General features: G+C 64.5%; 22 protein-coding genes. 16 read left to right on the top strand and 6 right to left on the bottom strand.

Translation table 11 applies throughout. The features are described from left to right. The first annotated feature begins 25 nt into the window (after positions 1 to 25). From GAU_RS15675 to GAU_RS21195, 12 genes are all read left to right on the top strand, one after another. The gene (locus GAU_RS15675; protein ID WP_083765698.1) at positions 26 to 1,513 is read left to right on the top strand and encodes a M24 family metallopeptidase; all 1,488 of its coding nucleotides are present in this window, start codon (positions 26 to 28) and stop codon (positions 1,511 to 1,513) included. 12 nt (positions 1,514 to 1,525) lie between these two features. Further along, on the top strand, positions 1,526 to 1,912 hold the full coding sequence (locus GAU_RS15670; RefSeq protein WP_015894876.1) for a co-chaperone GroES: 387 nt from the start codon (positions 1,526 to 1,528) through the stop codon (positions 1,910 to 1,912). Further along, positions 1,912 to 2,337, top strand: a complete 426-nt coding sequence (locus GAU_RS15665) for a BrxA/BrxB family bacilliredoxin (protein ID WP_015894875.1) — start codon at positions 1,912 to 1,914, stop codon at positions 2,335 to 2,337. The genes GAU_RS15670 and GAU_RS15665 overlap by 1 nt, the downstream gene beginning before the upstream one ends. Before the next feature lie 187 nt (positions 2,338 to 2,524). Further along, positions 2,525 to 3,538: an SPFH domain-containing protein gene (locus GAU_RS15660; RefSeq protein WP_015894874.1), complete on the top strand. Its 1,014-nt coding sequence runs from the start codon at positions 2,525 to 2,527 to the stop codon at positions 3,536 to 3,538. Positions 3,539 to 3,569: 31 nt separating this feature from the next. Continuing rightward, entirely contained in the window at positions 3,570 to 3,965 is a 396-nt protein-coding gene (locus GAU_RS15655; protein ID WP_015894873.1) for an S-adenosylmethionine decarboxylase family protein, read from the top strand. Then, a complete protein-coding gene (locus GAU_RS15650; RefSeq protein ID WP_156799083.1) occupies positions 3,962 to 4,606 on the top strand; it encodes a DUF4178 domain-containing protein in 645 nt (214 codons plus the stop codon). The genes GAU_RS15655 and GAU_RS15650 overlap by 4 nt, the downstream gene beginning before the upstream one ends. Further along, positions 4,600 to 5,928, top strand: a complete 1,329-nt coding sequence (locus GAU_RS15645) for a DUF4178 domain-containing protein (RefSeq protein WP_015894871.1) — start codon at positions 4,600 to 4,602, stop codon at positions 5,926 to 5,928. The genes GAU_RS15650 and GAU_RS15645 overlap by 7 nt, the downstream gene beginning before the upstream one ends. 21 nt (positions 5,929 to 5,949) lie before the next feature. After that, on the top strand, positions 5,950 to 6,135 hold the full coding sequence (locus GAU_RS15640) for a hypothetical protein (RefSeq protein WP_015894870.1): 186 nt from the start codon (positions 5,950 to 5,952) through the stop codon (positions 6,133 to 6,135). 12 nt (positions 6,136 to 6,147) lie between these two features. Continuing rightward, complete coding sequence (locus GAU_RS15635) at positions 6,148 to 6,357, top strand: DUF350 domain-containing protein (protein WP_015894869.1); 210 nt, start codon at positions 6,148 to 6,150, stop codon at positions 6,355 to 6,357. A gap of 44 nt (positions 6,358 to 6,401) precedes the next feature. Then, the gene (locus tag GAU_RS15630; protein ID WP_015894868.1) at positions 6,402 to 7,898 is read left to right on the top strand and encodes a polyamine aminopropyltransferase; all 1,497 of its coding nucleotides are present in this window, start codon (positions 6,402 to 6,404) and stop codon (positions 7,896 to 7,898) included. 4 nt (positions 7,899 to 7,902) lie between these two features. Further along, a complete protein-coding gene (locus tag GAU_RS15625) occupies positions 7,903 to 9,600 on the top strand; it encodes an NAD(P)/FAD-dependent oxidoreductase (RefSeq protein WP_015894867.1) in 1,698 nt (565 codons plus the stop codon). Further along, positions 9,597 to 11,417, top strand: coding sequence for a serine/threonine-protein kinase (locus GAU_RS21195; RefSeq protein ID WP_015894866.1), 1,821 nt, complete (start codon positions 9,597 to 9,599; stop codon positions 11,415 to 11,417). The genes GAU_RS15625 and GAU_RS21195 overlap by 4 nt, the downstream gene beginning before the upstream one ends. Before the next feature lie 48 nt (positions 11,418 to 11,465). Here GAU_RS21195 and GAU_RS15615 read toward each other — a convergent pair whose 3' ends face one another. Then, positions 11,466 to 12,755, bottom strand: a complete 1,290-nt coding sequence (locus GAU_RS15615; protein WP_015894865.1) for an ABC transporter permease — start codon at positions 12,753 to 12,755, stop codon at positions 11,466 to 11,468. Beyond that, positions 12,748 to 13,713: an ABC transporter ATP-binding protein gene (locus GAU_RS15610; protein ID WP_015894864.1), complete on the bottom strand. Its 966-nt coding sequence runs from the start codon at positions 13,711 to 13,713 to the stop codon at positions 12,748 to 12,750. Before GAU_RS15610 ends, GAU_RS15615 begins: the two co-directional genes overlap by 8 nt. A 224-nt stretch (positions 13,714 to 13,937) precedes the next feature. Here GAU_RS15610 and GAU_RS21190 point away from each other — a divergent pair, with 224 nt between their 5' ends. Both GAU_RS21190 and GAU_RS15600 read left to right on the top strand, forming a co-directional pair. Beyond that, the gene (locus GAU_RS21190; RefSeq protein ID WP_052574488.1) at positions 13,938 to 16,052 is read left to right on the top strand and encodes a hybrid sensor histidine kinase/response regulator; all 2,115 of its coding nucleotides are present in this window, start codon (positions 13,938 to 13,940) and stop codon (positions 16,050 to 16,052) included. Positions 16,053 to 16,194: 142 nt separating this feature from the next. Next, complete coding sequence (locus GAU_RS15600) at positions 16,195 to 16,590, top strand: hypothetical protein (RefSeq protein WP_015894862.1); 396 nt, start codon at positions 16,195 to 16,197, stop codon at positions 16,588 to 16,590. Here the strand turns inward: GAU_RS15600 and GAU_RS22640 are convergent. Together GAU_RS22640 and GAU_RS15585 are read right to left on the bottom strand one after the other, a co-directional pair. Then, positions 16,568 to 19,378, bottom strand: coding sequence for a YfbK domain-containing protein (locus GAU_RS22640; RefSeq protein ID WP_197525995.1), 2,811 nt, complete (start codon positions 19,376 to 19,378; stop codon positions 16,568 to 16,570). The two genes, GAU_RS15600 and GAU_RS22640, sit on opposite strands and share 23 nt — an antisense overlap. Beyond that, entirely contained in the window at positions 19,368 to 19,913 is a 546-nt protein-coding gene (locus tag GAU_RS15585; RefSeq protein ID WP_052574487.1) for a sigma-70 family RNA polymerase sigma factor, read from the bottom strand. The genes GAU_RS22640 and GAU_RS15585 overlap by 11 nt, the downstream gene beginning before the upstream one ends. A gap of 208 nt (positions 19,914 to 20,121) precedes the next feature. On the opposite strand from GAU_RS15585, the gene GAU_RS15580 reads away from it, so the two are divergent. Further along, the gene (locus GAU_RS15580; RefSeq protein WP_015894859.1) at positions 20,122 to 22,650 is read left to right on the top strand and encodes a penicillin acylase family protein; all 2,529 of its coding nucleotides are present in this window, start codon (positions 20,122 to 20,124) and stop codon (positions 22,648 to 22,650) included. A 9-nt stretch (positions 22,651 to 22,659) separates the two neighbouring features. Beyond that, positions 22,660 to 23,010 carry a hypothetical protein gene (locus GAU_RS15575; RefSeq protein WP_015894858.1) on the top strand — a complete coding sequence of 117 codons (351 nt, stop codon included), beginning with the start codon at positions 22,660 to 22,662 and terminating at the stop codon, positions 23,008 to 23,010. Between the two features lie 90 nt (positions 23,011 to 23,100). Here GAU_RS15575 and GAU_RS15570 read toward each other — a convergent pair whose 3' ends face one another. Both GAU_RS15570 and GAU_RS15565 read right to left on the bottom strand, forming a co-directional pair. After that, positions 23,101 to 23,916: a PEP-CTERM sorting domain-containing protein gene (locus tag GAU_RS15570; RefSeq protein ID WP_015894857.1), complete on the bottom strand. Its 816-nt coding sequence runs from the start codon at positions 23,914 to 23,916 to the stop codon at positions 23,101 to 23,103. Positions 23,917 to 24,136: 220 nt separating this feature from the next. Further along, positions 24,137 to 25,132, bottom strand: coding sequence for a hypothetical protein (locus GAU_RS15565; protein WP_156799082.1), 996 nt, complete (start codon positions 25,130 to 25,132; stop codon positions 24,137 to 24,139). Positions 25,133 to 25,175: the final 43 nt, after the last annotated feature.

The raw sequence follows: 25,175 nt of genomic DNA, 5'->3' as shown, positions 1-25,175 counted from the left end.
CCTTCCCTTCATCCCGTTGGTGGACATGGTTCGTCTTCGCCGCACCACTCCGCGTCCGTTTGGCACGACGCAGGTCCTGCCGCATGCCCTGTCGTTCGCGGCGGCCGCTCTGGCGGCTTCGTTGATGGCCTCTGAACTGGGCGCGCAGCCCGTCGTGAGCCCGGCCACGCCAGGCGCCCGCACGTCGGGCTCCACCGCCGCCGACACCCTGCGCCCGTTCGGGACGTTGCGTGAGCAGGCCTTCCACCAGCAGAAGTGGCTGGAGCTGCGCATGGAGCGCACGCTGCCCGCGCTGATGCGCCGCGATGGCGTGGACATGTGGGTGGTGCCGATGCGTGAATACAACGAAGACCCGCTCTTCAAGGCACTGGTGTCGCCCACCACGTTTTCGGCCCGCCGACGGACCATCTACGTCTTCTTCGATCGTGGCGGTGCACAGGGTGTGGAACGCATCGCACTCGGTGGCACCTCGCAGGGCAACGTGTACAAGGCCGTGCGCAGCATGAAGCCGGTGGGAGCGCCGGCCGCCGGCAGCCGCGATGCCAGCCGTCAGGCCGAGTTGTGGGGCGATGAACAGTGGAACGTGCTCAAGCAGGTGATCGAAGAGCGGAAGCCGAAGAAGATCGCCATCAACACGTCGCGGGTTTTTGCGTTCTCCGATGGTCTCTCGAGTGGCGAAAAGGAAGGCATGCTGGAGGCGCTGGGCCCGGCCTGGGCGTCGAAGGTGGTGAACGCCGAAGCCATGGCCGTGGACCTCATCGCCGCGCGTCAGCCGGAAGAAGAAGCGGTGTTCCGTGAACTCAACCGCGTGGCGTGGGAGATCATCAGCGAAGCGTTCTCGAGCAAAGTCATCAAGCCCGGTGTCACCAAGGCCGACGATGTGCTCTGGTGGATGCGCCAGCGTGTGAACGATCTCGGACTGAGCACCTGGTTCCAGACCAGTGTGGAAGTGCAGCGGCAGTTTGGCAGCCCGGAGCTGGTCGGCGTGAACCCGACCATCCTGCCCGGTGACGTGCTGCACTGTGACTTTGGCATCACCGCGCTCGGCCTCAACACCGACACGCAGCACATGGGCTATGTGCTCAAGCCGGGCGAGACCGATGTGCCGGCCGGACTCAAGAAGGCGCTGCAGGCGTCCAACCGGTTGCAGGACATCACCAACGAAGAACTGAAGCCGGGACGCACCGGCAATCAGGTGCTGGCGGCGGCACTCAAGCGCATGCGCGACGAAAAGATCGACGGCACCCTGTACTCACACCCGATCGGCCTGCATGGCCATGGCGCCGGTTCCCTGATCGGTCTGTGGGACTATCAGGACGGCGTGCCGGGGCGCGGTGATCACAAGATCATCCCGGGCATGTGGTACTCCATCGAACTGCAGGCCACCACGCCGGTGCCGGAGTGGGGCAACCAGCTCGTCCGTTCGGCGCAGGAAGAGGACGTGATCATCGATGCCAGCGGCAAGGTCCGGTGGGCTTTCGGGCGTCAGTCCACGTTCCACCTGGTGCGCTGAGTAGATTTCTCCATGGCCAAGAACAAACGATTGATCGTTGTCGGGGACCGTGTACTCGTGAAAACCGAAGACGGCGATCAGCGGTCGAAGGTGGGTCTCTATCTGCCGCCCACGGCGGTGGACAATCAGGCGGTGCAGGGAGGAGAAATCGTCTCCACCGGCCCCGGGCTGGCGCTGCCCGATCTCGCCGAACAGGGCGAGGAGCCATGGCGTATTGGCGGTGCCTCACATCGTGAAGCCCGCTATGTGCCGATGCAGGCGCAGGTGGGGGATTTCGCGCTGTTTTTCCGCAAGGCGGCCGTAGAGATCACCTTCGAAAACGAGCAGTACCTCGTGGTCCCGCAGGCGGCGATTCTCGCCCTGGTACGTGAACCGCGCGACGATATCCCGGACTACTGATGTATCCAGAAAACATGTTGATCCCCATGCGTCAGGAGCTGACGCGTTTGGGCGTCGAAGAGCTGCGCACGGCGGAAGACGTCGATGCGCGAATCGGTGGCAACACCGGCACCATGCTGGTGGTGGTCAATTCCGTGTGCGGCTGTGCGGCCCGCAATGCGCGGCCGGCCATCGCCACGGCGCTGGCTCACGCCGTCACGCCCGATGCAAGCACAACCGTATTCGCCGGTCAGGATAGTGCGGCCACCGAGCGGGCACGTGGCTACTTCACCGGCTACCGTCCGTCTTCGCCCAGCATCGCCCTGATGAAGGGTGCCGAGGTGGTGTTCATGCTGGAGCGGCACCAGATCGAAGGACGGAGTTCGGCTGAGATCGCTGCCGACCTCACCAACGCGTTCGACCAGTACTGTACCGCGTCGGTCTGACACTTTTGGTGTTGGTTGCCGTAGGGCTTTCTGACACCTAACGTGGTACGACGTGGTTTTCGTGTGGCGCGCCCCGATTCTTCCGAATGGGGCGCGTTCGCGCGTCGGCCCTGAAGGCCAGTCCCGGCGGGTGTCCTTCACGTGGTCTTTGCGTTCATCCACCGTCTGCGTTTCCCGGAGCTTCTCCATGTCACTCGGCGATTTCCTGCGCAAGCAATTCATCGACGTCATCCAGTGGACCGAGTCCGGTCCGGGTGTGCTGATGTACCGCTTTCCCATGCAGGACATGGAGATCCAGAGCGGCGGCAAGCTCACCGTGCGTGATTCGCAGCTCGCGCTGTTCGTGAACGAAGGACGTGCCGCAGATGCCTTCGGACCTGGCCTGCATACGCTGGTCACGTCCAACATGCCGATCCTCACGAACCTCCTGAACTGGGACAAGGCTTTCGAGTCTCCGTTCAAGAGCGACGTGTACTTCTTCTCCACGCGCCTGCAGACCGGACAGCGCTGGGGGACGCAGCAGCCGATCACCATTCGCGATCGCGAGTTTGGCGCGGTGCGTCTGCGCGCGTTTGGCATGTATGCGTTCCGCGTGGTCAATCCGGCGGTGTTCCAGCAGAATGTGGGCGCCACCGACGCCGAATACACGGTGGCGCAACTCGAGCCGGCGCTGCGCAACGCGATCATCTCGGGATTCACGGCGGCCTTTGCCAACGCGCAGGTGCCGTTCCTCGACATGGCCGCCAATCAGGCGCAGCTCGCCACGCAGATCGCGGCGGCGGTGCAGCCGGCGTTTGAACAGCTCGGGCTCAAGCTCGATTCGTTCACGGTCGAGAACCTGTCGCTGCCCGACGAACTGCAGAAGCGGCTCGATGAGCGCATCTCGATGAACATCATCGGCGACATGCGCACGTACACGCAGTTCCAGGCGGCGCAGTCCATTCCGATCGCGGCCGCGAACGAAGGCGGTGTTGCCGGACTAGCTGCAGGACTCGGGGTGGGTGTGGGTCTCGGTGGTGCCATCACGAACGCCATGGCTGGTGCAGCGGGCGCACCGCAGGCGCCGGGTGTGGCCCAGCCGCAGGAGCGCATGGCACCGCCGGTGTCTCCGTCGGCGGAAGCCAAGTTCTGCATCAACTGTGGCACGAAGCTGCCGTCGATCGCGAAGTTCTGTTCGGCCTGCGGTACGTCGCAAGTCTGATCGGCTTCGTCGAACACGCACGGTCGCGTTCGTGATTCCTGCCAACACTGCGGGGCATGAGTGGGTGGTGGAGGCGTTCGGGTGTGAACCCGCGCGCCTCGCCAGCCCGCCGGTGTTGCACGCCCTGTTCGACGCCATGATCCGCGAACTGGCGCTGCATCCGGTGGCGCCGGCGCAGTGGCATCGGTTTCCGGAGCCCGGTGGCATCACCGGCATGGTGATGCTGGCCGAGTCCCACCTCACCATCCATACGTTTCCAGAGCACGGATCCGCGTGCATCAACCTGTTCTGCTGCACACCGCGTGCGTCGTGGGCGTGGGGTGAACGATTGCGTGACCTGCTCGGTGCCGAGGACGTGGTCGTGCGGGAGTTTGCGCGGGACTACGTCGGTGGTGCGCGTGTGAGCGTCGGAGGCACGGCGCCATGACCGTGCCACAACCCCATGGGGTCACATGCCCCAACTGCGGTGCCCCAGTGCGTTTCCTGTGGGCGCAGGCCGTTCAGACCACGTGCGCATACTGCAAGTCGGTGCTGGTGCGCCGCGATCTCGACCTCGCCAAGGTTGGTGAACAGGCCGACTTTCCGGCCACGGGTTCACCCATTCAGATCGGCACGGAAGGACGTTGGCGTGAACGATCGTTTGTGGTCGTCGGGCGTCTCACCTATGGCTGGGCGCGCGGCCGCTGGAACGAATGGCACTGCATTCTGAACGACGGACGCAGTGCCTGGCTCTCCGATGCGCAGCTCGAATACGCGATGACCGTGGAAGTGGGCGCTGCCAGCGACATGCCGGATGTGCAGCGGGTCCAGGTGGGCGATCGATATACCTGGGGGGATACCACCTACCAGGTAGCCACGATCACCACGGCGTTCTATCTGGGCACCGAAGGGGAACTCCCCTTCACCAGCTACGACAACACCACGTCGCGCTTCATCGATCTCACGAGCCCGAATGGTCGGTTCGCCACCATCGACGGTTCCGAACATCCGCCGTTGCTGTACCTCGGCGAATACCTCGGCTTCGATGAACTGGCGTTCCGCAACCTGCGGGAGTTCGAGGGATGGTGACGCCGACCCCGATGCCCCGGGTGCCCAAGGCGGCGGCCCTCAACTGCAGCTCCTGTGGTGCGGCCATCGAGCTGCATGCCATGGGATGGGCGGTGAGCATCGTCTGCGCAGCCTGCGGTGCCACGATGGACGCCACCGATGCCAACCTGCGTATCCTGCAGCACGGCGATGGTGTGCGACTCAAGCCGCGCATTCCACTGGGCACGCGCGGCACCTGGAAGGGCGCACCGTGGGAAGTGATCGGCAGTCAGCAGGTGACCATCACGGTGGAAGAGGTGGACTACTCGTGGGTCGAGTATGTCTGCTTCAATCCGTGGCGCGGCTTCCTGTATTTGTCGGAGTACCAGGGTCACTGGAACGTCATCGAAAAGCTGCGGCGCGCGCCGGAACACGAGCGAGATGGTGCCCAGCCCACCGTGGACCTCGGTGGTGTCACCTACAAACACTTCCAGACCGCCCGCGCCCGCACGACGGCCGCACTGGGAGAGTTTCCGTGGGAGCTGCGCCTCGGCGACGAGGTGATTGCACGGGACTTTGTGTCCCCGCCGTACCTGCTGAGTTCCGAAGGCTACGCGGACGAGGTGACGTGGTCGCAGGGCACGTACACGCCGCCTGAGGTGATCGCCAAGGCGTTCAATCTGAGCCAGGACGCGCTGATCAAGCCGATCGGCGTGTTTGCCAATCAGCCCAATCCATACGGAGATCTTCCCAAGAAGATCTTCCGGTTGTTTGGCCTGTCGATGGTGGTTCTGCTCGTGATGTTCCTGGCGAATGTGCTGTTGTCCAGCAATCGCACGGTGTTTCGGCACGACTATTCGTTCACGCGGGGCACCGAGGATCAGGCGGCGTTTGTCACCGAACCGTTCGATCTCGATGGGCGACCCTCGTCGGTGTCGATCGATATCGACACGGATTTCAACAACGACTGGCTGTATCTCTCGCTGGCTCTGATCAACGAGGCCACGGGAGAGACGCGCGAAGCGTCTCGGCAAGTGAGCTACTACTACGGCTCCGACAGCGATGGCTCGTGGACGGAAGGCTCGCGCAAGGAAACCGTGCGTCTCGCCACGGTGCCGCCGGGCCGGTATTTCCTGCGTGTGCAGCCGGAAGGCGGTGAGCCGGCGAAACGCGTAGCCAACTACACCATTCAGTTGCGTCGCGATACGCCGTTCTACGGATTGTACGCGGTGGCGTTTTTTGCCCTGTTGATCCCGACCATTTTTGGGGTGTTGCCGTCTGCCACCTTCGAACAGCGCCGGTGGGCGGAGAGTGATCATGCGCCATCGAGCAGCAGTGATGACGATGACGACGACGATGAGTAGCGCGCGCGGAGGGAAGTCCTGATGGGCCCTCGCAGCTATCTGGTGTGGGCGGTGTTCATTCTTGGTCTGCTCGGTACAGCCCAGTACCGCGGGTGGTCGCTGACGCGTGCCGCCGTGGCCAAGAACAATCCCCGGTCGGTGCGCGACAATCCCGGCGCCTACCGATCCGTTTACTACGTTCCGGGGCGTACGCCCCGCGGCAAGTGAGGCCTGGGCATCATGGACACGTTCATGCAGAACCTGATCAACACCGGAGCGTTCGGTCTCATCGGCGTCGTCATGTTCATCGTGGCGTTTTTCATCATCGATATTCTCACGCCCGGCAAATTGTGGGATGAGATCGGCACCAAGCAGAACACCGCGGCCGCCATTCTCATGGGGTCGGTGGCCATTGCCCTTGGTATCATCGTCGCTGCGGCGATTCATTGAGCGGCCGCCGCCGCTCGTGTCGCTGAAGTAATCACAGGCTCACCGTGCCGCTCGCGCTTTTTCTTTCGGTTTGCCTGATCGCCGCCTGCGGGCTCATTTATGAGCTCGTGGCCGGAGCCCTGGCGTCGTACCTGCTGGGTGACAGTGTCACGCAGTTCTCCACCATTATCGGCACGTACTTGTTTGCCATGGGCATCGGGAGCTGGCTCTCCCGTTTTGTGGTGAAGGGTGTGGTGACACGGTTTGTACAGGTGGAGATGCTGGTGGGCGTGGTGGGCGGCCTGTCGTCGCTGCTGCTGTTCCTGTCGTTCGCCTACACCGATGCCTTCCGGCCCACGCTGTACGGCATCGTGCTGCTCATCGGCATTCTGGTGGGTCTCGAAATCCCGCTGCTGATGCGCATCCTGCGCGACCGCTACAGCTTCAAGGACGTGGTCGCGAACGTGCTCACGTTCGACTACATCGGCGCGCTCTTTGCTTCACTGCTGTTTCCGCTGCTGCTGGTGCCGCGTCTCGGGTTGGTGCGTAGCGCGCTGCTCTTTGGCGTGATCAATGTGCTGGTCGGGCTCTGGAGCACCTGGCTGTTCCGCGATGCGTTGCCACGTCGGCGTTCGCTGCAGGCCACGGGGCTCATCGCGCTGGTGGTGCTGAGCGCGGGGCTCTGGAAAGGGCAGGACATCACGTCGCTGGCCGAAGAAGGCATGTATGCCGATCCGATCATCATGGCCAAGGACACGCGTTACCAGCGCATTGTTCTGACCAGTTGGAAGGACGATCTGCGGCTCTACCTCAACGGCCATCTGCAGTTTGCGTCGCGTGATGAATACCGCTATCACGAAGGGCTGGTGCACCCCGGACTCGCGGCCGCGCGGGCGAAGGGGCGCGTGCTGGTGTTGGGCGGCGGCGACGGGTTGGCGGTGCGCGAGATCCTGCGCTATTCCGACGTGCAGCAGGTGACCCTGGTCGATCTCGATGAAGGCATGACCACTCTGTTTCGCACGCATCCGCGGCTGACGGCACTCAATGCCAATGCGTTGAACGATGCCCGGGTGCAGGTGGTGAATGCGGATGCCTTCACCTGGCTGGATAGCCATGCCGCGCAGTTCGACTTCGTGGTGATCGACTTCCCGGATCCGTCCAACTATCACGTGGGCAAGTTGTACACGAGCGCGTTCTATCGCCTCGTGCAGCAGCATATGGCTCCCGGTGCGGCGCTGGTGGTGCAAAGCACCTCGCCCATGTTTGCGCGGCAGTCGTTCTGGAGCATCGTGACGACGCTGGAAGGTGCTGGCCTGCGGACGTGGCCCTATCATGTGTACGTGCCGAGTTTTGGCGAGTGGGGGTTCGTGATCGCGAGCCGGGACAGTTATGCGCCACCGGCCGCGTTGCCCGAGGACCTGCGGTATCTCACGGCAGCCACCATTCCGGCGCTGTTCGATTTTCCGGCCGATATGCAGCGAGTACCGGCGCTGGCCAATCGCCTGAACGATCAGGTGCTCGTGCGCTACTACGAGCACGAGTTCGACGCCATCAATCGCTGATCGCGTGACACCCAGTCGACGCGATCTGCTCAAGTCATTGGGCGCGATGGCCTTTGCGCCCACGCTGGCGCCGGCGTTGGTGGGGCTTTCGCGGAAAGGACATGTCATCGCCGGCGAGTTCATCGCCGATGGCAGCAGGGCGGGGCACGCCGTGCGTGACGGCAGCCTGCGTCAGGGTGCCCGCGGGGCACGGCGCGAACTGCGCACATCGGTTGCCATCGTTGGTGGGGGCATGGGTGGACTGTCGGCGGCGTGGCAACTCGACGCGCAGGGCATGACCGATTGGCTGCTTCTCGAAATGGACGCCCACACCGGCGGCAATGCCCGCGCTGCCGGACCCGACGGGGTGCCGCTCGTCGATGCCGCGCGCATTCGTGCGCCATGGGGCGCACACTATGTGCCCGTACCCGATGCGGATGCGGTGCACGTACGACGGCTGTTTCGTGAACTGGGGGTGCTCAGTGCCACCGGCGAATGGGATGAGCGTACGCTCTGCCACACGCCGCAGGAGCGTCTGTGGCAGCACGGCCGGTGGCATGAAGGGCTGGAGCCCATGGATGCCATCAATGCAGCGGATCGTGCGCAGTTTGCACGGTTCGATGCCCGCATCGACGAACTGCGCGCCACGCGCATGTTTCGTGTGCCCAGCGCCACGGGACACGAGACCAGACGACGGGCCATCGCGGCCGGAGGTGCAGCGGCCCGAACGGCGCGCGCCGTCGAGGAGCTCGACACCCTCACCGCCGACGCGTGGATGCGTCGTGAAGGATTCACCGCGCCTGCGCTGCGATGGTGGGTGGAGTACGGCACGCGCGACGACTTCGGGGCGTCATTGCAGCAGGCGAGCGCCTGGGCTGCCGTACACTATTTCGCAGCCCGCGAGAGTGAAGAACATGGCCCGCTGACCTGGCCCGAAGGCAACGACTTCATTGCCCAGGCGCTCACCAGGCGTCTGATGGCGCGTACATCCCGCGATGGAGGGCCACGCATTCACACGGGTGCTGTGGCCTGGCAGATCGCACGCGAAGGCCAACGCTGGGTGGTGGACACACCACAGGCGCGCATCGTGGCCGATGCGGTCATCTGGGCCGCGCCGATGTTCGTGTTGCCACGCGTGTTTCCGGCCGTCGAGTTGCCCAATGTGCTCGAATACGCGCCGTGGGTGGTGGCCAACGTGGTGCTGCACCGCATGCCGGACGAACGCGGTGCGCCCTTGGCGTGGGACAATGTCATCTATGGCAGTCCTTCACTGGGCTACGTGAACGCGGGCCATCAACTGCTCGGTCGCCCCACCCTGCCGGCCGTGTGGACATGGTATCATGCGGTGGTTGATCGGCCTGCCGCTGAGGCCCGGCAATGGTTGCTGCAACGACCGTGGACCGAGTGGCGCGACCAGATCGTGCAGGATCTCACACGCGCCCATCCGGATATCGCCGACTGCATCACGCGCATCGACGTCATGCGATGGGGTCACGCCATGGCCCGTCCCATGCCGGGGCTCCTGCACCGGCTCCTGCGTCTGCGTGACTGGCAGCCGGCCCCGGGAATGTTCGTGGCCCATGCCGATCTCAGTGGCATGAGTTTGTTTGAAGAGGCGCAGTGGCACGGGGTGACTGCGGCCATGCGTGCGATTGCACTCGTTGGAAAGAGTGGCAGCGGCCGCGCATCGGCTGCACGCGAAGACCAGGAGGAGACGGGATGAACACGGATGCGATGCAATGGCCGGAACCGGCGCCTTCACTGGCCCGGGCGGTGGCTGCCGAATTCCGCCTGCTCAGCGAGATCGGGCGGGGCGGCATGGGGGTGGTGTATCTGGCCGAGGATACGCGCCTGCTGCGCCGTGTGGCGATCAAGACCCTGCTGCCGCACATGGCCAGCGACGCCCAGGTGCGCGAGCGCTTCGTTCGCGAATCCCGCACAGCGGCCGGTCTGTCGCACCCGGGCATCGTGCCGATCTTTTCGGCGGCCGACCAGCATGGCGTGGTGTACTTCATCATGGGCTATGTGCATGGTGAGTCGCTGGCCGACCGTCTCGCACGCAGCGGCCCTCTGCCGGCCCGCGAAGCATTGCTCGTGACGCGTCAGGTCGCGGATGCATTGGCGTTTGCGCATGCGGCGGGTGTGGTGCACCGCGATATCAAAGCCGAGAACGTGCTCATCGATCAGTCGGGGCGCGCGGTCATCACCGATTTCGGCATTGCGCGCATGGGTGATGCACAGCCGCTGACGGCGACCGGTACGGTGTTGGGATCCGTGTTCTACATGAGCCCCGAGCAGGTCACCGCCGAAGCGCTCGATGGACGCAGTGACCTGTATGCATTGGGGGTGTTGCTCTACCACCTGCTCACGGGGCGCTTCCCCTACGAACGGTCGCAAGCCTCCGCGGTGCTGGTGGCTCACGTGACGAGTCCGGTGCCCAGCTTGCGCGATGTGCTGCCGGATGCCTCGTCGGCGCTCGATGCGCTGGTGCAACGCCTGCTGGCCAAGTCTCCGGACCAGCGTACGCCCTCGGCTGGCGCTCTGCTCGAGCAGATCGACGACGTGCTGCACGACCGCACGCCAGCGAACCTGGCGGTGCTCGCGCCACGTGTACCCGCGGCCGGAGTGGTGGCGTCCGATAGGACCGCGGTTGCGGCAGTCGTGGTTCCGCCAGCCGTGGTTCCGGCATCACGTACAACACCCACGCCTTCCGACGCAGCGCTCAGCTCCGCGGAGGCCCACCAGGTGTGGGAGCGCGCGGCTGCGCTGCAGGCACACACCGGTGTGATCGTGCCGCCGCCCGAATTTCTGCTACGCACACCCGCCGATGGGGAACCACTCACCCGTGGTTATGACGTAGTGGTGGTGAAGGAGGCTGCTCTCGAAGCGGGCATCGATGCGAAGTACGTCGAGCGGGCGCTGTTGGAGCGGGCGGACGCACATTCGCTGGCGCTGGCCGATCGCGAAGCGGTGACGTTGCAGGTGGGAGAGTCGCAACAGCGCCCCCCGAGCATCTGGATGGGAGCGCACAACAAGCTCGAATTCGAGGCCACACTCGATGGCGAGGTGCCGCTCGACTACTTCGAGGAGATGGTCGACGAGGCGCGGCGTGCTGTCGGGGAGATGGTCAACGTGTCGGTCGTGGGCCGCACACTCACCATCACCACTGGTGGCACACGCCAGCGACAGGGCAACGTGGCGCGGGAGCTCCAGATTCAGGTGGCCGTTCGGAATGGACGGACGATCATTCGCGCGTTCGAGGATCTCTCGCCGACTTGGGGCGGGTTGTTCGGCGGCGTCGGTTTCGGTGCAGGGCTCGGACTCAGTCCGTTGGTCTTCGGGCTCACCCTCAAGTTCGCGCACGACCCGGTCATGGCCGCCGTCGGTGCGGTCACCGCGTTTCTATCGGCGCATGGATTGGCGCGTGCGATTTTTGTGCACACCTCCCGCAAGCGCGAGCAAACACTCCGGGACCTCGTTCAGCGCCTCGCACGCCAGGCGCGCGCCGAATTGGCACAGCAGAAAAAACTGCGCCCCTGATACTCGTGGCATCAGGGGCGCAGGGATCGCTGTCAATGCACGTGACGCTCAGGTGCGGTTGACCCATGTCATCATCTCGCGGAATGTCGGCCGCTTGCCGTACATGAGCAGCCCCACCCGATAGATCCGGCCCGCAATCCAGGTGGTGAAGGCTGCGCCCAGCGCCACCGACACCAGCGCCATGACCACCTGTGACATGGGCACAGGGGCGACCGTCATGCGCAGCGGCATCACGATCGGAGCACTGAACGGCAGGGTCGACATGATGCGCGACAAGGTGCCGTCGGGTTGCATGAGGATGTTCTGCACGAACATCACGCTGGCGATCAACAACAGCACCACCGGCATCTGCGCTTGCTGTGCCTCCTGCTCGCTGTTGATGGTGGCGCCCACCGCAGCAAACAGCCCCGCATAGAACATGAAGCCCAGCACGAAGAAGCCGAGCAGCGTGAACGCGGTGGAGAAGCCGACATCGGGAATGTTGAGCGGCGCACTCGTGACACCGAATGACGCCAGGATGGGCGCGCGCACGTGGTACATCACGACACCGATCACCATCCACAACACAATCTGCGTGAACCCGACCGCGCCAACGCCCACCACCTTGCCGGCCAGCAACCGGGTCGCGGGAATGCTGGCCAGCACCACCTCGGCCACGCGGGTCTGTTTCTCCTCCAGCACACCGCGCAGCACGTTGAGGCCGTAGATGAAGATCGTCATGTACAACGTCATCGCGACGGCCAGGCCGACGATGAAGTTGAGCTGACCCGATCCACCCCGACCCTGTTTGGTCAGACGTTCCGTGCTGATGGTGGCCGAGACGCCGGTGAGCGATCGGCCCACATCCGGGTCCACGCCGGCACTCTCGAGCCGGATCGAAAACAGTTCGCGCTGCAACGCACGTTCCAGCCGCTGCATGTCGAAGATCGCCGTGGTGTTGCTGCCCGCATAGCGGGCACGGCCCGTGGTCAACGACACGCTGTCCACGATGAGATAGCCCTTGGCGCGTTCCTGCATGACGTCGGCCGTGGCCAGCGATTCGGCGGCCGCGATCCCACTGGATGTCACCGGTACCACACGCGCCGATCTGTCGCCGGCCGTGACTCCCCCGGCGAGTTGCGTGGAGACGCGCGTGCCGAGATTGGTACCGGTCGCATCGATGATGACGATGTTCGACGCGTCGGCCGCACCCTTGTCGCGTGAGGCGATGAGTGCCGGCAACACCATCAGGGATCCGAACAGCACGGGGCCGAAGATGGTGGCGATCAGGAACCAGCGTGTGCGCACGCGTTCCAGATACTCACGACGCACCACGGCGAGAAATTTCCGATCAACCATGGCCACTCATCCCCGCTTCGACGTGGGTCGCCCCGACCTTCTCCAGGAAGATCCGGTGCAATGAAGGACGTACATGCTCGAACCGTTCGATGCTCGCGCCCGATTGCACCAAGGCGGTCAGCAACGCCGATGGGGCCACATGCTCCGGTAGTTCGAGTTCGAGGTACCGATTCGAGTCATCGCGGCGGAGCACCCACGCCGGATCCCCGAGAATGGCTTCCGTCGCCGGGGACGGCGCGCCGTCGAATGCCAGCGCCACGAAGCGCCCACCATGCGCATCACGCACCTCGCTGATGGTGCCGTCCAACACCTTCTCGCCGGCGGCAATGATGCACACGGCATCACAGAGACGTTCGGCGTTGTCCATCAGGTGTGTGCTGAAGATGACGGTGCGTCCCTGCTTGCGCAGATCGACCACGGTGTCCTTGAGTGCCTGCGCATTGATGGGATCGAGGCCGCTGAACGGCTCGTCGAGAATCACGAGTTCCGGGTCGTGCAGCAGGGCGCCGATGAACTGCACTTTCTGCTGCATGCCGCGCGACAGTTCATCCACCTTGCTGGTGCCCCAGTCGGCACCGCCGCCCTTGAGTGACAGACGTTCCAGCCAGGCGTCGATACGCCGATCGAGGTCACGCCCCGAGAGCCCCTTGAGCTCTCCCAGGAATCGCAGCACGCGTCGGACCTGCATCTTGCGGTACAGACCGCGTTCCTCGGGCAGGTACCCGATGCGGTCCACGATCGAGGGGTCGTGACTTGCCGCGCCGAGTACCGAGATGCTGCCGGTGTCCGGCGCGATGATGTTGAGGATCATCCGGATGGTGGTGGTCTTGCCGGCACCATTGGGGCCGAGCAGACCATAGACCGTGCCGCGCGGAACACTGAGCGACAACGTGCGCACGGCCACGTGGTGCTCGTAGCGCTTCGACACACCGGATATCGAGATAGCCAATGAAGACATGCGATGGGGACGGAGTATTCAGGGAGCACGCCGACCGTCCGGTGTGCCCCGATGCAACCCTGCTGCAATGTACGGTACAAACGGCCAATTGCCCCTTACCGGCATACGGGATGGTGTCACGGAGCAGGTCCGGCCTCTTCCGTCGGAGGGCGTCGGTCATATACTTGGTCGCGCGGATCTTTGTCCGCTGCGCTCCCATGTGAACGCTCTGACCAGCTCACTGCATGCGTCCAGATTGGCTGTTCCCCGCGGCGTTGGAACCGGGGAAGCTGGTGCGCCTCGCGCTGGCCTTCTTCGTCTCACATGCGGCGGCATTGGCATTGATCCGCTACGGTGGCCCCCTCGCGCCGGCCTGGCCTCCCGCAGGCGTCGCCGTGGGCGCGTTGCTGGTGCTGCCGCCTTCGCACCGCCCTCTGGTGTTTGTCGGGTATGTCCTGCTCGACACGCTGTCGAACCTGATTCAGGATTACGCGACGCAGGTGGGGCTGATGTTCCTCGTGGCCAGCCTCACCGAACTGTATCTGATCGACCAGTTGCTCCGTCGCTTCACGGAACAGCCGATCCGGTTTGCCCGATTGCGGGAAGTGGCGGTGTTCCTCGTTATCACCGGCGTGGCCGCCTTTGTGGCCAGTGTGCCTGCCGGGCTGGTGGCACGATGGGCCGACGGCAGTACCGTGCTGAGGGGCAGTGTGGTCTGGTGGATCGGCGACATGCTGGCCTATGCCGTCGTCACACCATTGACAGTCTTGTACTTCAATCCACCACGCTCGCCGTCACGCGGCTGGGCACTGCCGCGGATCCTGGAGGCCTCGGCGCTGGCTGCCGTGACGGTGGCCGTGACCGTGTTCGCGCTGCGCGGTACGCCGATTGTCGGACCACTGAGCGCACAGCCCTACATGTTGGCGCTGCCGCTGTTGCTGGTGACCTTGCGCTTCGGGCAGGTGGGCACGCTCTGGACATTGCTGGGGGTGGCCGTGACCGGTGTGTTGTTGCTGCTCGATCAGCAACCCACGGCACTGGCCGTGTCCACCGGTGGGGATGGGCTCACGATCCTGCAGGCCTTCCTCGGTATCCAGGCGCTGGTGTCACTCGTGCTGTCCACCGCCCTGCGGGAGCAGCAGGAGACGGCCATTGAACATGCGCAGATGGTGGAAGCACTGACGGCCAGCGAGCACCGATTGCGGCAAAGCCAGAAGATGGAAGCCATCGGTCAACTGGCGGGTGGCATCGCGCACGATTTCAACAACGTGCTGGCCGCCATCATGATGCAGCTCGAGGAGCTGCGACTGGTGCGGGAACTGCCGCGTATCGGCCGGGAACTGCTCATCGACGTGGAAACGGCCGTGCAGCGGGCGGCGCGCCTGACTCGGCAGTTGCTGGTGTTCAGTCGCCAACAAGCCATGCAGCCGCGGGTGCTCGATCTGAATGCGCTGGTGCGCAGTCATGTGCGCCTGCTGCGGCGGGTGGTGCCGAGTTCCTACTCACTGGTGGTTTCGTCGTCGCCGACGCCGCTGGTGGTGGATGTGGACGGCGGCATGATCGAGCAGGTCTTGATGAACCTCGTGCTCAATGCCCGTGATGCGCAGCAGGGCGGCGGGGCCATTGTCATCAGCACCATCCAGCGCAGTCTGCCGCCGGAGTCGCCGAGTGGGCTGGCCAGCGGTCACTATGCGGTGATCAGTGTGCGCGACACGGGCAGCGGCATCGCGGAAGACAACCTGCCACGTCTGTTCGAGCCGTTCTTCACGACCAAGCCCACAGGGCAGGGTACAGGGCTCGGACTGGCGACGGTGTATGGCATTGTCCAGCAACACGGGGGGACGGTACGTGTGGAGACGGCCCTCGGATCGGGCACCACGATGGAGGTGTGGATTCCCGTGAGTGCGGCCTCTCTGCCGGAGGCCACGTCCGCGTCGTCAGAAGAGCTCACGGTGGACTCCGGTGAGCATCAGATGCCGGGCACCCTGCTCATCGTGGAAGACGAGCCCACGGTGCGCCGTCTGCTGCAGCGGGTGCTCGAGCGGGATGGTTACAAGGTGCATGTGGCGCCCAGCGGTCGTGACGCGCTCGAGCTGTGGCCCAGCGTGCAGGCCACCGTGGACCTGGTGATTACCGACCTGGTGATGCCGGGCGGCGTCAGTGGCACGCAATTGGCCAGCGAGCTGCACCGTCTCGATCCGCAACTGCCCGTGGTGTTTACGAGCGGCTACGACCCCGAATTCGACCCCTCCGACGTGACCATGGTGCCGGGTGAAAACTTTGTGCCCAAGCCGGCCACCAGCGAGGAGTTGCTCTCCGTGATCAGGCGCCAACTGTCCCGGCGGCGCCACGAATCGTGACGGGGGACGCCTGGGTGCTGGCACTTCGGGGCCCAGACGTGCATATCACAGGGTATCGGTTTCGCCGACGTCCATTTCGGATTCCGCCGTCGGCACCGGGACACGCACCCCCGGTCACTGGCAACACTCTTCGCCTCCCCCCATGATTCGCCGACTGACGACTTCCGCTGCGATCATCTGCGCCGCCACCACGATCGCCATCAGTGCGGCCGTTGCCGCGCCCCGTCTCTTTGCTGACCTGTCCGGCAAGTGGAACGTGAACATCGCCACCCCCGACCAGGCCCGCACTTCCTTGATGACCCTCACCCACAAGGGTGACTCCCTCAGTGGACAGACCGAGTCGTCCGAACTTGGAGTCTCCCCTCTCAAGGGTGTGGTGAAGGGAGACTCCGTCTTCTTCGGCTTTGCCATCGACATGGGCGGTCAGCAGATCGTCATCAATGGCGCGGCCGTCATGAAGGGTGAGCACAACATGGAAGGCCTGCTCGACGTGTCAGGCATGGGCGCCTTCCCGTTCAACGCCGCCCGCCAGCGTTGATCGAACGGTACCGCTCCACCAACCGGATGAATTCGGCGCGATAGCCGCCGTCATCCTCTCCCAGCGCCGCGCGGGCCTGCTCCAGGACCTGCGCGGCGCTGGTGTTTCCGGCATACGGTGATTCACGCAGCAGCATGCCGAACGCCGCCACACTGCTCGCAAAGCGCATGTCGTCGCTGCCACGCACCGTGCGCGCCGGCACCGGATGCGTGATCAGTCGGCTGGTCGATTCGCCTGGCCGCTTGTACCGCAGCTTCACGAACAGCAGTTCGTCGCTGGTGGCCGTGCTGCTGCGTGCCTCGCCGGTGACGGGTTCATAGCGACGCGCTTCGGTGTCCTGCAGCCTGACCGTGCCTTGCACGCCGACCGGCACGATCTCGTACAGCGCCGTCACCTGGTGTCCCGCACCCAGGTCGCCCGCATCCTTGCGATCGTCGGTGAAGTCTTCGGTGCGCAGCAGACGATCTTCGTAGCCGATGAGGCGATAGGCCTGCACCCGGCGTGGATTGAACTCCACCTGCAACTTCACATCGTTCGCCACGGTGAGCAGCGTCGCGCCCATCTCACGTACCAGCATCTTGCGGGCTTCTGCGATGTCATCGACGTAGCCGTAGTTGCCGTTGCCACGCTTGGCCAGTTTTTCCATCTTCGCGTCCTGATAGTTGCCCGTGCCGAAGCCCAGGATGGTCAGGTACGTGCCTTCGGTGCGCTTGCGTTCGATGAGGCGTTCGAGTTCACCGTCACTGCTCACACCGACGTTGAAGTCACCATCGGAGGCGAGAATGACGCGGTTGTTGCCGTGGTCCATGAAGTGTTCCCGCGCGGTGCGATAGGCGAGTTCGATGCCCGCACCACCGGCCGTTGAACCACCGGCTTCGAGCCGTTCGATGGCCTGGATGATGGTTTCTTTTTCGTCACCACTGGTGCTCGGCAACACCAGACCCGCCGCACCGGCATAGGCGACGATGGCCACGCGGTCCTGCGGGCGCATCTGGTCCACCAGCAGACGCAGCGACTGTTTCACCAGCGGCAGTTTGTCTGGCGACTGCATCGAACCCGACACATCGATGAGGAACACGAGATTGTTGGGCGGCAGGGATGCCGTTTCGATGCGCCTCGACTGCAGTGCGATGCGCACAAGCTGGTGACGTGGCTGCCACGGGGCGGTGGTGACTTCGGTGGTGATGGCCACCGGATCGTTGCCGCGTGGTTCACGCAGTTCGTACGGGAAGTAGTTGATCAACTCCTCGATGCGCACCGCGTCGGCGGGTGGACGCTGCCCGTCCTGCAGAAAGCGGCGCGCGTTGCCGTAGGATGCCCGGTCCACGTCGATGGAGAAGGTGGACAGTGGGTTGCCCGTCACGCCGAGGAACGGATTGTCCTCGATGCGATCGTACTGCTCGCGGTTGCCGGGCTGGCCGGGATAGGGGCGGGGGGGACGCGCTTCGTCCGACGCAGCGCGGCGCGGCGATGCGGGAGCGGGCATGCCCACTGAACGCGCCATGCCACCAGCGACGCCGCGGGTCTGCGGTGCTGGCGATGGAGCGATGGCGGGGGCTGCGGTGCGTGTCACCTCCGCGCCCTGAGAGGCGTTCGCGGTTTCACGCGTCCGGTTAAAGTTGTCGGCCTTCTGTTCGGCCACACCCGTGACCGTCGGCTTCATGCCGGTTACGACCCCAGAGAGGGCAATGACGGACTGCTTGAGTCGAAACGCCACTCGAAGCGTATCCGACCGCGACAGCATGGACATCGCCGCGACTTCGTAGCCGATGTACCTGGCGCGGATGGTGACGATGCTGTTGACGGCGATGGAGTCCACCGTGACCGAGAAGTATCCGGTCGCATCGGTCTTCGTCGACGCAGCGGAACGCAGTGCCGCTCCGTTGCCTCGGAAGATTTCGATCATCGCATCCCCGACCGGGCGCCGCTCGACGGCGTCTGTCACCGTGCCTGTGACCGTCACGCGCCGCGTCGGACGAACCGCCGATGCGAGTTCCGGCGCTGCGGCCGCCGTACGCGCCAACGCCGGCGCACGAAGCTCCGCTGCTTGAATGGACGCTGGAGCGGGTGCTGGCGCGGGCGCAATCGAAGGCGGCACCGCCGGAGCCGCCATGGGCGCGGCCATGGGCACTGGTGCTGCGCCGCCCGGATTCGCGGGCGTCGACGACACCGGCGAGTTCGGATCGATGCTGCTCACCTTCGCGTTGGCCTTCAGTGCATCCGCCGTCGCTGCATCGGACACTGGTGCATTGGTTGCCACAGTTGCCTCAGCGGCGCCAGCCGCGGCCGCTGCCCGCGTCACTTCATCGCGTGCCGGCTCACGCACGTCCCGCGCCGCGTCGGCCACCGGACGCTCTGCGAGCTCTTTGCCACCTCGCATCCACACCGTGCTGCCCACACCCACCACCAGCACCGCCGCTGCAGCCGCGGAATACCACCATGGCTGCATGCGACGGGCCTTGGGGGTTGCCTGCTTCGGCTTCTCCATCGGCACCGATGCCGCAATACGCGCCGCGGTGCGGGCCGCGTCTTCTGCCGGTACCACACCCGCTGGCGTCACGTCGAGTGCCGCAAGAATGCGCGAGCTCCCCGCCAACAACCCCCGCGCCTCGGCCACCAGCGCCTTGCACGCCGCGCAGCCGTTCACGTGCGCCGACACCTCGGCGGCCGCGTCGGCATCGAACGCGCCGTCCAGCCAGGTGTGCACCGTGCCTTCCTCGAGATGCCCGTCCGCCGTGTACTCCGGCAGCAACCGTTCGTCGGGCATGATGAATTCTTCACGCGACATCGGATCCCTCCCGCGCAGCGAGTTCACGCTGCTGCGATTCGTAGACGTCCACCAGGCGACGACGGGCGCGTGACAGCGTGGTCCCCACACTGCCCACGCTCAGCCCGAGTGCGGCGGCGATTTCGTGATAGTCGAGTCCTTCTTCCCGCATCAGCAGCGCCATCCGATCCCGTTCCGCGAGTGCGTCCACGGCGGCGCGGGCCAGCGCCTGCTCGCGCAGGGCGGCTGCTTCTGCATCGACCTGCTGTTCGAGACGGAACACATCCGGTTCGGTCTCTGCGTCCTGCTGCATTTCGTCGCGAAGCAGCGACAACCGTCGCCGCTCACGCACCGTACGACGGGCTTCGTCGCGTACGAGGTTGGTGGCCACGGCGAAGAGCCATGCACGCTCGTTTGCCACGGGCCCGTGGCGTGAGGCGCGCAGGAAAGTCTCCTGGGCCAGCTCCTCGGCGAGATCACGATCCCCCAGCCGGCGCGTCAGATACCGCACCACTGGAGGGTGATACTCCCGGAACAACCGTTCGAGATCGTCCATTGCCAAGATGGGATGAGGCGTTCCGCGACCGGGCGAGGACCTGGTATCGGTGGTGGCCGATGCCGCCTCGGATCGCTGTACGGGAGACGCCAACGTGCTCAGAACTTGCACACCGGGAGCTTCGGGGGGATCCTTGAGTCTGCTGTCGAGGCGTTTGTGACGCTGCCGTCACGTCCGCCCCACCTCCGCCATTGGCCCCCTCGATCGCATGGCTCGGATTGCCCTCGCTGTAGCCTCCCTCGCCGTTGGACTCGGCGCCACCTGGATCGGCGCCCGCGGCGCGGGTCCCCTGCCGCCCCTGGGTGGGGCGCTCTCGCCAGCGATCGGTCTGTGGGCCAATGCGATGGACGATCTTCCGGCCGAAGCGAGTGGCCGGATTCTCGTGTTGGGGGCACAGGTGGACGTGCGCTATGACCAGCGCAGTGTACCACACATTTTTGCCACCAATGAACTCGATGCCATCCGTGCGCTGGGATATGTGGTGGCCCGCGATCGGCTGTTTCAGATCGAACTCCAGGCGCGCGCGGGGGAGGGCACGCTCACGGAGTTGGTGGGCAATGTGGCGCTTCCCGCGGACCGGGAAACACGTGGACTGGGCATGCCACGGTCGGCCGAACGGAAGCTGGCATCACTCGACAGCACGGGCGAGACGATGCAGTTCCTGCGCGCCTATGCCGACGGCATCAATGCGTACCGCGCATCCCTTTCACCTGCACGGTATCCCGCCGAATACAAGCTGCTGAACAAGGCCCCGCGTGAATGGCTGCCCGTGCATTCGCTGCACCTGTTCAATCGCATGGGGTACACACTGGCGCACGCGCCGGTGGAACTCGATCTGCTGCGCGCCAAGGCGTTGGTCGGGGATTCGGCGGCGCGCGCCATCTTCGACACGGACTCGCCGGTACAGGAGCCCATTCAGCCTGCGCCGCGCAGCATGGCACGCGAGGCCCTCACCGCCTTGCCCGCGCCCGGTGTACCCGATGCCGCAGCGGCGCACATGGTGACGGCGCTGGGCAACGGCACGCGCGCTCTGTTTGGCTGGTCGCGCGATCCCGGTGCCACACCCGAGGAACGGGCCATCCTCGCGCAGGAACGTGCCTTCGCGAGCAACAACTGGGCGGTGTCGCCGTCGCGTAGTGCCAATGGCACGGCGCTGTTGGCCGGCGATCCGCATCTCGAACTCACACTGCCCAGCATCTGGTATGAAGTGCACATGGTGGTTCCGGGGATATTCGATGTAGGGGGTGTGACCATTCCCGGGCTGCCGGGTGTGGTCATCGGATACACGCGCGCGCTTGCCTGGAGCTTCACCAACACCGGCGCCGATGTGATGGACTTCTGGCGCGAAACCGTGGACGACGCCAAGCGGCCAACACGCTATCAGCTCGATGGTGAGAGTGTGGCCTTCGCCGACACGCGTGTGGAGACCTACCATGGCCCCAAGGGCGACGTGATTGCGATCGACACGGTGTACTACACGCACCGCGGTCCCATGCAGCGGGTGGGGAACGAGTGGCTGTCGATGCGCTGGACGGTGCTCGAAGCCGGCGAGGAACTGATGGGGTTCCGGGCGGCGCTACATGCACAGACGGCCACGGCATTTCTCGATACCATGGCCGTTCACTACATGGCACCCGCGCAGAACATGATCGTGGGCGATACCAGCGGCACGATTGCCATCCGCTCCACCGGCCGGTTTCCCATTCGCGCTGACAGCGGGCGCGGCACGGAGATCCGCGAAGGCAACACACGGAAGAATGACTGGATCGGATTTCGCAGTATCGACCGGTATCCGCAGAGTGTGAACCCCGCGCAGGGCTATCTGGCGTCGGCGAATCAGCAGCCGATCGACCCGCAGGACGATCCGCTGTACTTCGGTGTCGATGGTCACTTCGAGATCTGGCGTGCGTTGCAGATCAATCGCCTGTTGCGGGCCGATAGCAGCATGACCGCCGACAAGATGCGACGGTTTCACACGGATCCGGGCAGCGTACGCGCCGATCTTCTCGTGCCGGCGTTCCTGCACGCGGCGGATATGCGTCGTGCACAGGGTGAAGGTTCGCCGTCGCTCGAGGCGGCCGAGACGCTGCTGGCCAAATGGGACCGGCGTTATACACGCGACAACACGGGCTCACGCTTGTTCGAGATGTCGCTGTCTTTCACGACCGCGCTGCTGTATGACGAACTCACGCCGGCGGGTGCATCGCAGCGTGTGGCGACGCCGTCGGAGAGCCGCCTGCTGCAACTGGTCGCGGACTCCAGCAACGGATGGTGGGATGACAAGCGCACGCCGAACGCACGGGAAGATCGGGATCGGGTGTTGTCCACCGCGTTGGCGAAAGCGTATGACTCGCTCGTGACACAATACGGTGACCCCGCCAAGCAGCCGTGGGTTTGGGGCACCGTCTCGCCGGCCCGGCCGCAGCACCTGCTCAAGCTGGAGGGCTTTGCGGCGCCGCCAACACCCATCGACGGTGGTCGTGGCACGCTCAATCCGTCGGTCGCTTCCCGTCGCGCCAACTTCGGTGCGAGTTGGCGCATGGTGGTGGAGTTCGGGAAGGAGCCGGTGATTCGCGCAACCTATCCGGGCGGACAGAGTGGCAACCCCGGAAGCACCCGGTATCTCGATCGGTTGCCGCTGTGGGCCAGTGGCACGCTGGATAGTGTGCGCACGCCTCGTTCGCTTGCCGACTTGCCCGCGAGCGACGTGCGCGCGGTACTCACACTCACCCGCTGAGGACGACCGATGCCAAGTGGAGCGGTATTCATCGTTGCGCTGCTGGTGCAGGTGGCCGCGCAGGCTTTTGGAGGTGTGTGGGGCGCTGCGATTGGCGGTGTGCTGATCGGTCTTGCCGTACGCGGAAAGGGCGCGTTTCGCGTGGGCTTTTTTGCCGCGATCGTGGCCGCTGCACTGTTGTTGGGCGCCACGGCGATGCGTGGGGCACCTGTGTGGCAGTGGGCCGGTATGATCGCCACGAACTTCACACTGCCTGCTTGGGCGATTGTGGCGATGACATTGCTGTTGCCGGCGCTGCAGTCAGGCGGAATTGCAGGAGGCGTTGGTGGACTGCTCGCGCGCGAGTCGCCGAGGCGATAGTCGTCTGAAGGATCGGCAAAAAAACACGCAGGGCTGGTCTTGGACCGGCCCTGCGTTGGACGTACGTGGTTGGAACCGGTGGTGCGATCTTCAGACGGCCTTTTTGCGGCGGGCCATGCCGAACATCACCGCCAGCCCTGCAGCCATGAGCGCGTAGGTGCTCGGCTCGGGCACTGTGGTTGGCTGTGTGGCCCTCCACGGCGCAGGCACGGGTGAGTTTGGGGCGGTATGGTCGGTGTCGACGTAGAAATACTGCACGCCGAATCCATTGGCACCGAAATTCTGTCCCGAGAGATCGAGCGTGAGTTGCTCATAAAGATCCCCGACCGGAGCCGCTCCGCCGATCCCGACGGCGTTTGCATAGGTGAAACTTCCGAACGCGAGGTATCGTTCAGCCGACCAGCCCTTGTCTGATCCGGGGGTGCCAACTCCGGTCGCGGCGCTGCCGCCATTCTCTTGGCACGCGCTTCCTGTCCATGCGCAATCGAAGACTACTCGACCTGGCGCACCGTTGAGAACCACAGTGGAGAGGGCGTCGGGGGAATTCGGGTTTGTTGTGCCGCTGTATTGCATCAACCAGAGATAGAAGGCCGAAGGCGAATAGGTGTCTTCCTGGCACGAAAAGCTCATCTGAAATCGCATCGCCGATCCGGCCATGGATAGCACACCGCACTGGCCTGCGTAGCCACCACTCAGCGCTCCCCACGTCAGCGTCTCGGTGAAGCCAGAGAACGTCGTGTACGTGACCTGCATCCCGGCCATACTCGCTCCGGTCGCAACATGGTTGCCCAACCCGGCCACATCGTAACGGGTACCGGGGGTGTAGTTGACGGTCTGGGCGGATGCGGGGAGCGCGATAGCTCCCAGAGTCGCGGTGGCGAGTAAGGCCTTTTTCAGGAGATGCATAAGCCGGGAGATGGAGGGGGACAAAGGAGACACAGATCGCCAAGGAGCGACATCTGTGCCTCATCTGTGTCATCTTCATCTTCGGTCTAAGTCATTGGAGAATAATGATATAGGTCAAGTCGTGCAAATGTATACATGGGCCGCGTATAAATGGTGTCGCGAGGCGACCACACTGTGTGGCATGGATCCGAGGGGCCCCTTCGCTGCAACGATGGGAGGCCTACTTCAGCTTCCCATCCAACTCCTCCCACACTTTGCGCACCGCAACCGGGCCTTGTTGATCGGCCAGGAACCACTCACTCAGCGTCCCCCACTTGGCCTGCTTCACGGCGTCGTCCACCGACAGTCCTGAGGCCTTGAGTCGCTTCACTTCCGCAATCACGCTGTTGATGGCATCGCGGAACGTCACCAGTTCCTCACGCGACACTTTGCGGTCTTCGATGAAGCCATGTCCCGGGATGAACCAATCCACGTCCTTGAGCGCAAGCGCCGCGTCTACAGTCTTGGCCCACTCGCTCGGGTAGGCCGATCGCATGGCCGGGAACACCCGGTTGAGATAGGCCTCGCTCATGAAGAGGATCTTCTCTTTTGGCAGTTGGACCATGAGGTCGCCCCCGGTGTGTGCGCGGCCAAGAAAGAGCACCTTCACCGTGGTCGTGCCAACGTTGATCGTCTCCTCGTTGCCCGTCATGGCTTTGGACGGCACGATGACGGCCGCACGCCCTCGTTCGGCGGCTGCGGCGGAGTCGCGCTTGAGCTGCGCGAGCGAATTGGGGTGCACCACGTAGGTGATGCCCTTCGGCAGCACGTTGTTGCCCGCGGTGTGATCGCCATGATCCGAGCCCACGATGTACCACTTGATCGGCAGGGGCGTCAGCGTCTTGATCTTGTCGACCATGGTCTGCGTGGCTTCCGGCGAGCCCTGACCATCGGCAATGAGCACACCATCGCGGCCGATCACCACCAGGCTCACTGTGGTGAACCCGGGCTGACGGATCTCTTCGTAGCCGTAGACATTGTCGGCGAGCTTCACGAAGCGCGGGAATGCACTCAGTGGCACGCCACGCTTGGCCGGGTCGGCCGTGCGCACCACGGCCTGTGCACCGAGTGGGTTGCCAGGAGCCGAAACGGCCACCGCAGCAAACGTGAAAGCCAGCGCAGAGGGCAGGAAGGAGCGGGCGCCGGCCACGAGACGGGAGGGAAGAGAACGTGGCATTCCGCGAAGATGCCGTACGGGATACAATCTTCGCCACCCTCCT

The sequence above is a fragment of the Gemmatimonas aurantiaca T-27 genome, assembly GCF_000010305.1.
Taxonomy (GTDB): domain Bacteria; phylum Gemmatimonadota; class Gemmatimonadetes; order Gemmatimonadales; family Gemmatimonadaceae; genus Gemmatimonas; species Gemmatimonas aurantiaca.
This window is presented reverse-complemented; position numbering and strand designations above follow the sequence as displayed.